General features: G+C 76.1%; 3 pseudogenes. All 3 read right to left on the bottom strand.

The annotated features are described in order from the left end of the window. Positions 1-210 precede the first annotated feature (210 nt). Positions 211-6282 (bottom strand): annotated as a pseudogene (locus AB0I91_RS30085) (SDR family NAD(P)-dependent oxidoreductase); the annotation flags it as partial. A gap of 11 nt (positions 6283-6293) precedes the next feature. Beyond that, positions 6294-12200, bottom strand: a pseudogene (locus AB0I91_RS30080) (type I polyketide synthase); the annotation flags it as partial. A gap of 36 nt (positions 12201-12236) precedes the next feature. Further along, positions 12237-15314 (bottom strand): annotated as a pseudogene (locus AB0I91_RS30075) (type I polyketide synthase); the annotation flags it as partial. Between the last annotated feature and the right edge of the window lie 6 nt (positions 15315-15320).

The following is a 15320-nucleotide window of genomic DNA, read 5'->3' as shown; positions in this document are numbered from 1 at the left end:
CTCCTTGCTCCGAGCGGCGTAGGCCCGGAATTCAACCCCTCGGAACGCCCGAACAACACCGGAGCGCGGTGGTTCACAGATGCCAGAGAGCCGCGTGCCGGCCACGAGGAGGTCGCGGCGGCCGGGAAGGTCCTCCGCGAGGAAGAACTTCACCCCGTGGCCCGCCGTCAGCAGTTGGACGGCGGCGGGACCGGCCCGCCGCCGTCCTGCCTAAAGCCAGTACCGCTGTCGCTGGAACGCGTACGTCGGCACCGTCGTGCGCCCGTCGGTGGGCGACGTCGGCCAGTCGACCTCGCCCCGCACCCACCGGTGGGCGGTGTCCGTGCCCGTGGCGGTCGCCGCGGTGATCACGGCCTCGTGCGGGCGACCCGTCGCCAGGGCGGTGAGGCCCGCCAGGTACCCCTCGCGGTCGTCGGCCACGACCACGGCACGGTGCTCCAGCGCCGTCCGCGAGGCCAGCGCGGCGCCGATGCCGCCCAGGTGCTCCTCCGCCGCGACGAACGCCGCCAGCCGTTCGGCCTGCGCCGCCAACGACTCCGCCGACCGCGCGGACAGCGGCCACGGCCCGGCCGCGAAGGGCGGCGGCGCCGGCGGCGGCACCTCCTCCAGCAGCACGTGCGCGTTGGTGCCGCTGATCCCGAACGACGACACCCCGGCCCGCCTCGGCCGCCCGGTCCGAGGCCACGGCTCCGCCGAGTCCAGCAGCGACACCCCGGACCACTCGACCCGGGACGACGGCACGCCGGCGTGCAGCGACCGCGGCAGCACGCCGTGCCGCATCGCCAGCACCATCTTGATCACACCGGCCACCCCCGACGCCGACTGGGTGTGGCCGACGTTGGACTTCAGCGACCCGAGCCGCAGCGGCCGCGCGCGGTCGCCGCCGTACACGTCGACCAGCGCCTGGGCCTCGATCGCGTCGCCCAGCGCCGTGCCCGTGCCGTGGCCCTCGACGGCGTCCACCTCGTCGGGCCGCAGGCCGGCGTTGGCGAGGGCCTGGGCGACGACCCGGCGCTGCGCGCCGCCGTTGGGCGCGGTGAGGCCGTTGGCGGTGCCGTCCTGGTTGAGCGCGGAGCCGCGCACCAGCGCCAGCACCGGGTGACCGTGCCGCCGGGCGTCGGACAGCCGTTCCAGCAGCACGAGCGCGACGCCCTCCGAGATGCCCATGCCGTCGGCGTCGTCGGCGAACGACCGGCAGCGCCCACCGGGCGACAGCACCCGCAGCTGGTTGAGCCCGACCAGCTCGGCCGGGCGCGCCATCACCGTGACGCCGCCCGCCAGCGCCAGCGTGCAGTCGCCCTGGCGCAGCGCCTGCGCGGCCAGGTGGAGCGCGACCGCGGACGACGAGCACGCCGTGTCGACCGTGATCGCCGGTCCGTCCAGGCCGAGCACGTGCGAGACCCGGCCGGACAGCACGCTGATCAGGTCGCCGGTCTGCAGGTGCGGCGCCAGTTCCGGGGTGGCGGGCGCGTCCGCGCCGTAACCCTGGTACCGGGTGCCCAGGTACACGCCGGTCCGGCTGCCGCGCAACGCCGACGGGTCGATGCCGGCGCGCTCGAACGCCTCCCAGCCCGTCTCCAGCACGAGCCGCTGCTGCGGGTCCATCGCCAGCGCCTCGTCCGGGCCGACGTCGAAGAACGCGGCGTCGAACGCGGCCGGGTCGCGCAGGAAGCCGCCTTCCTTCGTGCACGTGGTGTCGAGGCGACCGGGTTCCGGGTCGTACAGGCGGTCGAGGTCCCAGCCGCGGTCGTCGGGCAGCGGACCGATGACGTCCCGCTCGGCCTCCAGCAGCCGCCACAGGTCCTCCGGCGAGCGCACCCCGCCGGGCAGGCGGCAGCTCATCGCCACGATCGCGATCGGGTCGTCGTCGGTGACGGACGGTGCCGTGGGCGTCACCGGTTGCGCGCCGCCCAGTTCCGCCACCAGTCGGTCGGTCAGCGCGAGCACGGTCGGGTGTTCGAAGACCACCGTGGCGGGCAGCTTCACGCCGGTCGCGGCGGTCAGCCGGTTGCGCAGCTCGACCGACGTCAACGAGTCCAGGCCCAGGTCCCGGAACGGCCGGCCCAGCGGCACGTCGTCGCGCCGCAGCACGGCGGCCGCCGCCGCGTGCACGATCTCGCGCACCTCCCGCTCGCGCTGGTCCGGGGACAGCGCGGCGAGCCGGGTGGGCAGGTCCGCCGCGGTGGCCTCGACCGGATCCCCGACCTCGGCCAGCAACGGCCGCGGGCGGCTCGCGGAGAACACCGGCAGGAACCGGTCCCACGCCACGTCCACGATCGCCACGCAGGTGTCGTCGTTGTCCAGCGCTCGCCCCAGCGCCACCAGCGCCTGTTCGGGGTCCATCAGCGGCAGTCCCTGCCGCTCCGCGAGCCGCACCACCTCCGGCGGTCCGTCCGGGCCCCACCGGTCGGGCGTGTCCCACAGACCCCACGCGACGCTGAGCGCGTGCCGGCCGCGGTCCCGCCGCTGCCGCGCCAGCGCGTCCAGGTAGGCGTTGGCCGCCGCGTACGCGCCGTGGTCGCCGCTGCCCCACACGCCCGCGACCGACGAGAACAGCACGAACGCCTCCACGTCCGGCAGCAGTTCGTCGAGGTTCCGCGCGCCGGCCACCTTCGGCGCCAGGACCTGGGCGAACTCCTCGGACGTCGTGGTGCGCAGGGGATCGAGCCGGATCTCCGCCGCCGCGTGCACGACCACGCGCACCGGCCCGATCCGGTCGATCAGCTCCGCGAGGGCGTCCCGGTCGGCGATGTCGCACCGCGCCACGGTCAACCGCACGTCGGACTCCGCGCGCAGGGCCGCGAACGACGGCGGCTCGACGCCGGTCCGGCTCGTGCACACGACGTGCTCGGCGCCGTTGCGCGCGAGCCACCGCACGAGGTGCGGCCCGACCGCGCCGGTCCCACCCGTGACGAGCACGGTCCCGCCGGCGCGCCACGGCGAGCCTTCGCCCGCGGGGGCGCGGACCAGGCGGCGGACCAGCGTCGCGTCCGACCGCACGGCCACCTGGTCCTCGTCCGACCCGGACGCCAGCACGGCGGCCAACCTCGCCCGCACGCCGTCGTCGACCTCCGCGGGCAGGTCGACCAACCCGCCCCACCGGTCGGGGAACTCCAGGGCCGCGGTCCGGCCCAGGCCCCACAGCGCGGCGGCGTCCGCCGACGCCGGGGACTCGTCGGGTCGGGCCGCCACCGCACCCGAGGTCACGAACCACAGCGGCGACCGCGCGGCCCGGATCACCGCCAACGCCCGGTCCGGGTCCACCACCGTGCTCACGACGCGAGCCGCCTCGGGCAGCGAGACCCCGCCGCCGACCGGCACCGCGACCACCTCGCCGCCCAGCACCTCCCGCAGCCGCTCGCCGAGCGCCCGGTCCTCCGCCGGCACGACGATCACCGTGCTGCCCGCCACCGCCCCGGCCGGCGGTTCCCACGGCCGCCACGTCACGCCGTAGCGCCACTGGTCGTGGTCGGTCCGCCGACGTCGCCACCGGGACAGCACGGGCAGCGCGGGCGCCAGGGCCCGGGCCAGGTCGGGCCGACCGGGCGCGACGAGCCGGGCCAGCGCGTCCGCGTCACCGGCCTCGACCGCCGCCCAGAACCCCGCGTCCCGACCCTGCCCGACCGCCCCGGAGTCCAACCAGTACCGGTCGGGGCGGAACGCGTAGGTCGGCAGCGCGGTGACCCGGCCACCGGCCAGCGCGGGCGCGAAGTCCACCGCGGCGCCCGCGGCCCACAGCTCGCCGAGCGCGGCCAGCACGCGCGCCGGACCGCCGTCGCCGCGCCGCAGCGTGCCGACCGCCACGCCGGTCCGGTCCTCCAGGACGTCCTGGAGCGCGACCGTGAGCACCGGGTGCGCGCTCACCTCGACGAACACCGTGTGGCCCTCGGCCAGCAACCCGTGCACGGCCTCTTCGAACCGGACCGGCCGCCGCATGTTGTCGTACCAGTAGTCGGCGTCCAGCTCCTCGCCGCCGACCACGGCCGCCTCGACCGTGGAGTGGAACGGGATGTCGCCCGGTCGCGGCGCCAGGGGGCGCAGGTCCTCCAGCAGGTCGGCGTGCAGCACCTCGACCAGCGAGCAGTGCGTCGCCACGTCCGACCGGACCTTCCGCGCCTGGACACCCTCGGCCTCGCACCGGGCGAGCAAGGCGTCCACCGACGGCGTGGGCCCCGACACGACGATGGACGTGGGCCCGTTCAGGGCCGCCACGACGAGGTCGGTGCCGCGCAGGAGGGCCTGGACCTCCGCCAAGGGCAACGACACCGCGGCCATCGCCCCCTGACCGGACAACGCCCGCAGTCGCCTGCTGCGCAACGCGACCACGCGTGCCGCGTCGGCCAAGCTCAGCGCACCGGCCACGCACGCGGCGGCGATCTCGCCCTGCGAGTGCCCGACCACCGCGGACGGCTCCACGCCGTACGACCGCCACAGCGCCGCCAACGACACGTTGAGCGCGAACAGCACCGGCTGCACCACGTCGATCCGCTCCGCGGAGGGCGCGCCGGGCACGTCGAGCAGCACGTCCCGCACGTCCCAGCCGATGAACGCCGCCAGCGCCCGCGTGCAGTCGGCCATCCGGTCGCGGAACACCGGGCTGTGCTCCAGCAGCTCCACGCCCATGCCCTGCCACTGCGAGCCCTGACCGGGGAAGACGAACACCACACCGCCGTGCGAGTCCACAGTGGACACGGGCGTGACGCCGCGCGCCACGTCGCCCAACGCGGCGGCCAGCCCCTCGCGGTCACCGGCCACCACCGCGACCCGCGCGGCGAGGTGGGACCGCGTCGTGGCCAGCGACAGCGCGATGTCGGCCAACGGCGCGTCCGGCAGGGACTCGCGCAGCCGCGCGGCCTGCGCCCGCACCGCCCTCTCGTCGGTGCCGGACAGCAGGAACGGCAGCAGCCGGTCCGGCACGGGATCCGGGTGAGCGCCGACGGGCGCCTGCTCCAGCACCAGGTGCGCGTTGGTGCCGCTGAGCCCGAACGACGACACCGCCATCCGCCGCGGCCGACCGGTCTCCGGCCACGGCCGCCGCTCGGTGAGCAGCTCCACCGCGCCCGCGGACCAGTCGATCCGCGACGAGCGCGGGTCGGCGTGCAGGGTGCCGGGCAGGATTCCGTGGCGCAGCGCCAGGACCGCCTTGACCACGCCGGCGATGCCCGCGGCGAACTGGGTGTGCCCGATGTTGGACTTGAGCGATCCCAGCCACAGCGGCTCGTCGCGGTCCTGCCCGTAGGTGGCCATGAGCGCATCGGCCTCGATCGGGTCACCCAGGGCGGTGCCCGTGCCGTGCGCCTCGACCGCGTCCACGTCTGTCGCGGTCAGCCCGGCGTCGGCCAGCGCGGACCGGATCACCCGCCGCTGCGCCGCGCCGCTGGGCGCGGTGAGGCCGTTGGACCGGCCGTCCTGGTTCACCGCGCCACCCCGCACGACGGCCAGCACCTCGCGCCCGGCGGCCACCGCGTCCGACAGCCGCTGCACCAGGACCACCCCGACGCCCTCGGACAGCCCGATGCCCGACCCGTCCTCGCCGAACGCCCGGCAGCGCGCGTCGTCGGCCAGCGCGTGCTGCCGGGTCAACTCCACCAGCGCGAGCACGCTGGACATCACCATCGCGCCGCCGGCCAGGGCGGAGTCGCACTCTCCCCGGCGCAGCGACTGCACGGCCAGGTGCAGCGCGACCAGCGACGACGAGCACGCCGTGTCGACGGTGAGCGCCGGGCCCTCCAGGCCCAGGGCGTAGGCGATCCGGCCGGACGCGATGCTCCCCATCCGCCCGTTGCCCAGCACGCCCTCCAAGCCCGCGGGCACGGCGTCCCAGGCGGGCCCGTAGTCCTGGTGCCCGAGCCCGACGAACACCCCGGTCCGCGTGCCGCGCATGGCCGACGGCGCGAGCCCGGCCCGTTCGAACGCCTCCCAGGAGGCCTGGAGCAGCAGCCGCTGGTGCGGGTCCATCGCCTCGGCCTCGCGCGGGCTGATGCCGAACAGGTCCGCGTCGAACTCGGCGACGCCGTCCAGGTACCCGCCTTCGCGGACCGGGGTCCCGTTGGGCGAGTCCGCGTCGTACAGGCTCTCCAGGTCCCACCCGCGGTCGCGGGGGAGCGGTCCGATCGCGTCCACGCCGTCGAGGACCAGTTCCCACAGGTCCTCCGGCGTGCGGACACCGCCGGGCAGGCGCACGGACATGCCCACGATGGCGATCGGCTCGTTCGTCGACGCGGTCTGCGCCGCGCGCAGCCGCTCGTTCTCCTTGAGCGCGGCGCGCAGGGCCTCGACGAGGCGGTCCTCGGTCACGACCGCCCTCCCAGCGCGCGGGCGATCAGGTCTTCGGCGCCCATGTCGTCGAGGGACTCCGGCCGCGGCGGGAACAGCTCGTCCCGGACCCGCACCGCCAGCTCGCGGGCGCTGGGGTGGTCGAACACCACCGTCGTCGGCAGGCGGAGGCCGGTGGCCGCGTTGAGGCGGTTGCGCAGCTCGACCGACGTCAGGGAGTCGAAGCCCAGCTCGCGGAACGGCAGGTCGCCGCCGATCCGGTCGCGGCCGAGCACGGCCGCCGCGTGCTCGCCCACCAGGGACAGCAGCACGCGGTCCCGCTCGCCCTCCGGCAGCCCCGCCAGCCGGTCCGGCAGCGCGGCCTCGGCGGCTCGCGGACGTCGGGCGACCAGGCCGCGCAGCAGCGGCCGGACCTCGCCCCGCCGGCGCAGCGCCGCGAGGTCGAGCCGCACGGCCAGCGTGGACGGCTCGTCCACGGCCAGCGCCGCGTCGAACATCGCCAGGCCCTTCGACACCGTGATGAGCGGCACCCCCGACCCGACGATCCGCCGGACGTCCCGCTCGTCCAACCCGCCCATCATGCCCACGCCGGGGTCCCACGGGCCCCAGGCCAGCGACACGCCCGGCAGCCCGAGCGACCGCCGTCGCTCGACCAGCGCGTCGAGGAACGCGTTCCCCGCCGCGTAGTTGGCCTGGCCCGCGTTCCCGAACGTCCCGGCGACCGACGAGAACACCACGAACGCCGCCACGTCACCGGCCAGCTCGTGCAGGTGCCACGCGGCGTCCACCTTGGGCCGCAGCGCCGCCGCGAGCCGTTCGGGGGTCAGCGCCTCGACCAGGCCGTCCTCGAGGACGCCGGCGGTGTGCACGACGGCGGTCGGCTCCACGTCCGCGAGCAGGTCCGCCACCGCCGCCCGGTCGGCGACGTCGCACGCCACCACCCGCACCGCCGCGCCGAGGCCCGTCAGCTCCGCCACGAGTTCCCGCGCGCCGGGCGCGTCCGGGCCGCGCCGCGACGTGAGCAGGAGGTTCCGCACGCCGCGCGCGGTGACGAGGTGCCTGGCCAGCACGCCGCCGAGCCCGCCCGTGCCGCCGGTGACGAGCACCGTGCCGTCGGGGTCCCACCGGCGTGGGACGGTCAGCACGATCTTGCCGACGTGACGGGCCGTGCTCATGAACCGGAACGCGTCCTTCGCCCGCCGGATGTCCCACGTCCGCACCGGCAGCGGCGTCAGCGCGCCGCTCGCGAACAGCGGCGCCAGCTCGGCCAGCAGCCGCGCGATGCCCGACGGCTCCACCCAGCCGAGGTCGAACGGCCGGTAGTCCACGCCCGCCGGGATCGTCGCCGGATCGCGCAGGTCGGTCTTGCCTATCTCCAGGAACCGGCCGCCCGGTCCCAGCAGCCGCAGCGAGGCGTCCACGAACTCGCCCGCCAGCGCGTTGAGCACCACGTCGACCGGCCCGAACGCCGCCTCGAAGTCGGTGGTCCGCGACGACGCGATGTGGTCGTCCGCGACGCCGAGATCGCGCAGCGCGCCCCACTTGCCCTCGCTCGCGGTCGCGAAGACCTCCGCGCCCAGGTGCCGGGCGATCTGCACGGCCGCCATGCCGACACCGCCCGCGCCCGCGTGCACCAGGACCTTCTCGCCCGCCTTGAGTCCGCCCAGCTCCACCAGCCCGTGCCAGGCGGTCAGGAACACCTGCGGCACCGACGCGGCGGTCGTCCACGACCAGCCGTCGGGCACCGGGGCGACCGACCGGGCGTCGGTGGTGACCTGCGTGCCGAACGCGCCCGCCGCCATGCCGAACACGCGGTCGCCGGGCCGCAGCCCGCTCACCTCCGGCCCCACTTCCACGACGACGCCCGCGGCCTCGTTGCCGAACAAGCCCGCGTCGCCCGGGTACATGTCCAGGGCGTTGAGCACGTCCCGGAAGTTCAACCCGGCGGCGCGGACCTCGACGCGCACCTGGTGGCCGGTCAGCGGCAGCCGCCGGCCCGGTGCCAGGACGAGGTTGTCGATGCTGCCCTTGGCGGCGGAGTCCAGGTTCCAGTCGGGCGCGTCCGGTGGCCGGAGGCCGGGTTCCAGCCGGGCCACCCGCGCCGCGCTCGGCACGCCCCGCCGCACGAGGACCTGCGGCTCGTCCACGGCCAGCGCCCGCGGCAGGGCGGTGACGTCGTCCACGTCCACGAGCCCGAACCGGCCGGGGTGCTCGGTCTGCGCGGACCGCACCAGCCCCCACACCGCGCGGGCCGCGACGTCGTCACCGTCGACGGCTCCCCGCGTCACGAACACCAGCCGCGACGGGCGCTCCTCGGCGAGCCACCGCTGGATGAGCTCCAGGGCCCGCGCGGTGAGCTCGTGCGCCGATCGCACCGGCTCGTCGCCGGCGACACCGACCAGCACCACGCCGTCCGTCAGGTCGGCGGCGACGGGGAAGCCCGCCTCCGCCAGCCCGAGCACGTCCGGCGCGAGCACGGTCGCGGTTGCCACACCGGTCGCGGGCACGGGCGTCCAGTCCAACCGGAACAACGCGTCGGTGTCGAGCCGGTCGGTGTCGACCGGGCGCACGACCAGCGAGTCGATCGACGCGACCGGTGTGCCGTCCGGCCCGGTCACGGCCACGCGCAGCGCGTCGCCGTCCGGCGTGAGCCGCACGCGAAGCTCCGCCGCTCCGGCCGCGTGCAGGGACACCCCGGTCCACGAGAACGGCAGCCGCACGCCGTCGCCACTGCCGTCGCCGAGCAGCATCGCGTGCTGGGCGGCGTCGAGCAGCGCCGGGTGCAGGCCGAACCCGGTCGCGTGCACGCCTTCGGGCAGCGCGACCTCGGCGAACACCTCCGCGCCGCGCCGCCACGCCCGCCGCAGCCCCTGGAACGCCGGCCCGTACCGGAAGCCCCGAGCCGCGAAGTCCTCGTAGTCGACGTCGAGCGCCTCCGCGTCGACCGGCGGCCAGCTCTCCTCGAACGGCGCGGGCGCCGTTCCCCCGGCGGTGACCGCGCCCGCGGCGTTCCTGGTCCACGCGTCGGCGCCCTCGGGTCGCGAGTGGACGGTGACGGCACGCAGCCCGTCCGCGTCGGCCGGGCCGACGCGCACCTGCACGCGGACCGCGCCGCGGTCGGGCAGGACCAGCGGCGCGACGAGCGCCAGGTCCGCGACCCGGTGGCACCCGACCTCCTCGCCCGCCCGCAGCGCCAGTTCCAGCAGCGCCGTGCCGGGCAGCAGCACGCGGTCGAGCACGGCGTGGTCGGCCAGCCACGGGTGGGTCCGGGTGGACAGCAGCCCGGTGAACAGGGCGCCCTCGTCGTCGGGCAGGTCGCCGCCCGCGCCCAGCAGCGGGTGCGGCGCGTCCGGCCCGGCCTGGCGCGGGTCGGGCCAGAACCTCCGGTGCCGGAACGGGTAGGTCGGCAGCTCGACCGGACGCGGGTCGGCGCCGTCGCACAGCCGCTCCCACGCCACGGTCGCCCCGCGCACGTGCACGGCGGCGAGCGCGGCCAACGCCGCCTCGTCCTCGGGCTCGTCCTTGCGCAGCAGGGGAATCGCGTGGTCCACGGACTCGTGCGCCAGGGCCGACAGCACGCCGTCCGGGCCGAGTTCGAGCACGGTCGTCACACCCTGCTCGGCGAGGGTGCGCAGGCCGTCGGCGAACCGGACGGTCTCGCGCACGTGCCGCACCCAGTACTCCGGGTCGGTCACGTCGCCGGTCGTGTTCGGCACCAGGCGCAGCGCGGGCCGGTGGTAGACCAGGCCGCGGGCGACGGCGCGGAAGTCCGCGAGCATCGGCTCCATCAGCGGCGAGTGGAAGGCGTGGCTGACCTTCAACCGGGTACCGCCCCGCCCCTCGGCCACCGCGAGCACCGCCTTCTCGTCGCCCGCCACCACGACCGACCGCGGCCCGTTGACCGCGGCGATCGACACCCGGTCGTCCAGCAGCGGCCTGATCTCGTCCTCGCTCGCGCGCAGGGCGATCATCGCGCCGTCACGCGGCAGCGCGGCCATCAACCCCGCCCGCGCCGCCACCAGCCGGCAGGCGTCCTCCAGGGAGAACACCCCGGCGACGTGCGCGGCGGCCAGCTCGCCGATCGAGTGGCCCAGGACGAAGGCCGGCCGGACCCCGAGCCACGACACCAGCCGGAACGCCGCGACCTCCAGCGCGAACAACGCGGGCTGCGCCCAGCCGGTGCCGGCGAGCAGGTCGGCGTCCGGACCCCACACCACGTCGCGCAACGGGCGGTCGGTGTGCTTGTCCAGCAACGCCGACACCTCGTCGAACGCCTCCGCGAACACGGGGAACCGCTCGTGCAGCCCACGCCCCATGCCCAGCCGCTGCGAGCCCTGCCCGGCGAACACGACGGCGAGCGGCTCGTCGGTCGCCACGCCCTCGGCCAGCTCCCCGTCCGGCAGCAGGACCGCGCGGTGGGCGAAGGACGCCCGGCCCGCGGCGAGGGTGCGGGCGACGTCGACGGCCCGGCGCCCGGCGGCGGCCTCGCGGACCCGGGTCTTCAGCTCCGCGAGCGCCTCGGGGGTCTTGGCCGAGACGGGCCACGGCACGACGGTCGCCGATCCGCCGCGGGTCGTCGCCTCCGGCGCCTGTTCGAGGATCACGTGCGCGTTCGTGCCGCTGATCCCGAACGACGACACGCCCGCCCGCCGCGGCCGGCCGGTGTCCGGCCACGGCGTGTTCTCCGCCAACAGCCGCACGGAGCCCGAACCCCAGTCCACCGAGGTGGCCGGCGCGTCGGCGTGCAGGCTGCGCGGCAGCACGCCGCGCTGCATCGCGGCGATCATCTTGATCATCCCGCCCACGCCGGCGGCGGCTTGGGTGTGGCCGATGTTGGACTTCAGGGAGCCGAGCCAGAGCGGCTGCGCCCGGTCCTGGCCGTAGGCGGCCAGCAGGGCGGTCGCCTCGATCGGGTCGCCGAGCGTCGTGCCGGTGCCGTGCGCCTCGACGGCGTCCACTTCGGACGGTCGCAGGCCCGCGCTGTCCAGGGCGGCGCGGATGACGCGTTGCTGAGCTGGGCCGTTGGGCGCGGTGAGCCCGTTGGAGGCGCCGTCCTGGTTGACCGCGGAGCCCTTCACCACGGCGAAGATCCGCCGCTCGTGGCGCAGCGCGTCGGACAGGCGTTCCAGGACCAGCACCCCCGCGCCCTCCGCCCAGGCGGTGCCGTCGGCGCGCTCGGAGAACGACTTGCACCGGCCGTCGGCGGCCAGGCCGTTCTGCGCGGTGAAGGCGGCGAACAGGTCGGCCGTCGCCATGACCGTCACGCCGCCCGCCAGCACCAGGTCGCAGTCGCCGTTGCGCAGCGCCTGCGCGCCCCAGTGCACGGCGACCAGCGACGACGAGCAGGCCGTGTCGATGGTGACGGCGGGCCCCTCCGCGCCCAGGGTGTAGGCGAGCCTGCCCGAGAGGACGCTCAGCGCGTCACCGGTCGTGGAGTAGAGCAGCCGCACGTCGTCGGGCGCGTCCCTGGCGACCAGCGAGTAGTCGTGCCCCGACGCGCCGGCGAACACGCCGGTCCGGCTGCCGCGCAACGACGTGGGGTCGATCCCCGCGCGTTCCAGCGCTTCCCACGCGACCTCCAGCACGAGCCGCTGCTGGGGGTCCATCGCCAGCGCCTCGCTGGGCGCGATGCCGAAGAACGCGGCGTCGAACCCCGTGGCGTCGTCGAGGAAACCGCCGACCAGGGCACGGCTGCGGCCCGGGTCGTCGCCGGCGAGGCGCTCCAGGTCCCAGCCGCGGTCGGTGGGGAACGGCGACATCGCGTCGCGGCCGGACTCGACCAGCCGCCACAGGTCGTCGGGCGAGGTGACGCCGCCGGGGAAGCGGCAGCCGATCCCCACGACGGCGACGGGCTCGGACGCGGCCGCCACCAGCCGCTCGTTGTGCCGCCGCAGCCGTTCGACCTCCTTCAGCGAGGAGCGCAACGCCTCGACGTACTCGGTCGTGCTCATGGAGCTCCTCTACTTCGCGAGGGTTTCGGTGGCCAGTCGGAGGAGGTCCTCGGCGCCGAGGTCGTCCAGGTCGGGTGTGCCCGCGTCTTCCAGGCCGAGCAGCGCGAGCACGCCCGCCTGCCGCAGCCTGCTGACGGGCATCGCGGCCAGGGCCGCGCGGATCGGGGCGTCCGGGTCGGTGCTCGTGGAGCCGCCGAGGAGTTCGGCGACGTGCGCGGCGACGGCGGCGGGGGTCGGGTGGTCGAACAGCAGGCCGACCGGCAACCGGACCCCGAACACCGCGGCCAGCCTGGTGCGGAGGTCCACCGCGGTGACGGAGTCGAACCCGGCGTCTTTGAAGGGCCCGTTCGGCGGGAGGTCGGCCGCGCGGTCGAGCCCCGACACCGCGGCGGCCTCGGCGCGGACGCGCTCCAGGATCGCGTCGGGGTCGGACCAGTCGGACGGCCGTTCGTCGGTCCGGTCGGCCGGGAGGTCCTCGGTCGTCGGGTCCGCGATGACCGAGGCTTCGGGTGCGGGCGCGAAGTGGCGGCGTTGGAAGGCGTAGGTCGGCAACTCCGCGCCGGGGCCGCCGCGGATTCCCCAGTCCACCGGCACGCCGCGCACGTACGCCTCCGCCAGCGCGGTGGGGAAGCGGTCGCCCTCGTCGCGGCGCAGCGAGCCCAGCGCGACGGCGGCCGGCGCGGTCTCCAGCACGGCCGACGTCAGCACCGGGTGCGGGCTGACCTCGATGAACACCCGGTGACCGTCGTCGACCAACGCACGGGTGGCGTCCTGCATCAGCACGGTCCGGCGCAGGTTCGCGAACCAGTGGTCGGCGTCGAAGACCTCCAGACGACCGCCGGTCACCGTGGAGTAGACCGGGATGCCCGGCGCGCGGGGCCGGAGGGGAGCGAGCGCCTCGGCCAACTCGGCGCGCACCACCTCGACCTGCGGCCCGTGGGAGGCGTAGTCCACGGGCAGCACGCGCACGCGGATGCCCTCGCGCGAGCAGGCGTCCCGCAGTTCCCGCAACGTCTCCGGCGGACCGGAGACGACCACGGACACCGGGCTGTTCACCGCGGCGACCGTGAGCCCGTCGCACAACTCGCGCACCCGTGCCGCCGGGGCCGCCACCGACATCATGCCGCCGAGCCCGGACAGCCGCGTCAACGCCCGGCTGCGCAACGCGACCACCCGTGCCGCGTCGTCCAGGTCCAGCGCCCCGGCCACGTGCGCGGCGGCGATCTCGCCCTGCGAGTGCCCGACGACCGCCGCCGGCTCCACGCCGTTCGACCGCCACAGCGCCGCCAGCCCGACCATCACCGCGAACAGCGCGGGCTGCACCACGTCCACCCGGTCGAGCCCGACCCCGTCGACCAGCGCCGCCCGCAGCGACCAGTCCACGTGCGGCGCCAACGCCTCGGCGCACCCGTCCACGGCAGCGGCGAACACCTCCGACGACGCGAGCAGCTCCCGGCCCATGCCCGGCCACTGCGCGCCCTGGCCGGGGAAGACGAAGACCGGTCGGTCGGCCGCGTCCGCCACGACCCCGCTGACCACACCCGGCCGTCCCCCGGCCAGGGCGTCCAGGTCAGTCACGTCCCGCACGACCGCCCGGTGCGCGAACCGCGTCCGGGCCGCCAACGTCCGCGCGACGTCCGCGGGCTCGGCGGGCCGGGCCTCCAGGTGGTCCCGCAAGCGCGCCGCCTGCGCGCGCAACGCCTCGGCGGACTTCGCCGACGGCAGCCACGGCCCGGCGGGTCCACCCTCGGCCGGCGACCCGTCGGGCGCCTGTTCGAGGATCACGTGCGCGTTCGTGCCGCTGATCCCGAACGACGACACGCCCGCCCGCCGCGGCCGACCGGTGTCGGGCCACGGGCGAGGCTCCCGCAGCAGCCGGACGTCACCGCTGGCCCAGTCCACGTGGGACGAAGGTGTGCCGACGTGCAGCGTGCGCGGCAGCTCGCCGTGCCGCAGCGCCATGACCGCCTTGACGACACCCGCGACACCGGCCGCCGCCTGGGTGTGGCCGATGTTGGACTTGAGCGAGCCCAGCCAGAGCGGCCGCGCGCGGTCCTGGCCGTAGGTGGCCAGCAGGGCGTTCGCCTCGATCGGGTCACCCAGCCGGGTCCCGGTGCCGTGCGCCTCGACGGCGTCCACTTCGGACGGTCGAAGGCCCGCGTCGTCCAGCGCGGCGCGGATGACGCGTTGCTGGGCGAGGCCGTTCGGGGCGGTGAGGCCGTTGGACGCGCCGTCCTGGTTGACCGCCGAACCCCGCACGAGGGCGAGGGCGCGTCGGCCGGACGCCCGCTCCAGCACCAGCACGCCGACGCCCTCCGCCCAACCCGTGCCGTCGGCGTCGTCGGAGAAGGCCTTGCAGCGCCCGTCCGGCGCGAGCCCGCCCTGCCTGCTGAACTCGACGAACGCCGACGAGCGCGCCAGCACGCTGACCCCGCCGACGATCGCCAGGTCGCACTCGCCCGCCCGCAGCGACCGCGTCGCCACGTGCAGGGCGACCAGCGACGACGAGCACGCCGTGTCGAGCGTGATCGCCGGTCCTTCCAGGCCCAGGACGTAGGCGACGCGACCGGACAGGACGCTGGACGCGCTGCCGGTCATGGCGTGGCCGTGGAGGTCGCCGGACGCGGCGGCGGGCTGGTCCCAGTGGTGCGCGCCGACGAACACGCCGGTCTTGGTGCCGCGCAACGACAAGGGGTCGATCCCGGCCCGTTCCACCGCCTCCCACACCACCTCCAGCAGCAGCCGCTGCTCCGGGTGCATGGCCGCCGCCTCGCGGGGCGAGATGCCGAAGAAGGCGGCGTCGAACCGCGTGGCGCGGTCGACGAACCCGCCGTTGCCGGTGGCGCTGTCGGCCTCCAGCCGGGCCAGGTCCCAGCCGCGGTCGGTCGGGAACCGGGAGACCGCGTCGCCGCCGGACGCGACCAGGTCCCACAGCGCGTCCGGCGAGTCGACGCCGCCGGGCAGCAGGCACCCCATGCCGACGATCGCGATGGGCTCGCGCGCCTCCAGGTCGCGGATGCGCTGCCGTGCCGCCCTCAGGTCCGCGGTGACCCGTCTGAGGTAGTCGACCACCTTCTGGTCTTCCGACACCGG

It is taken from the genome of Actinosynnema sp. NPDC049800, assembly GCF_040656635.1.
In the GTDB taxonomy this organism is placed as follows: Bacteria; Actinomycetota; Actinomycetes; order Mycobacteriales; family Pseudonocardiaceae; genus Actinosynnema.
This window is presented reverse-complemented; position numbering and strand designations above follow the sequence as displayed.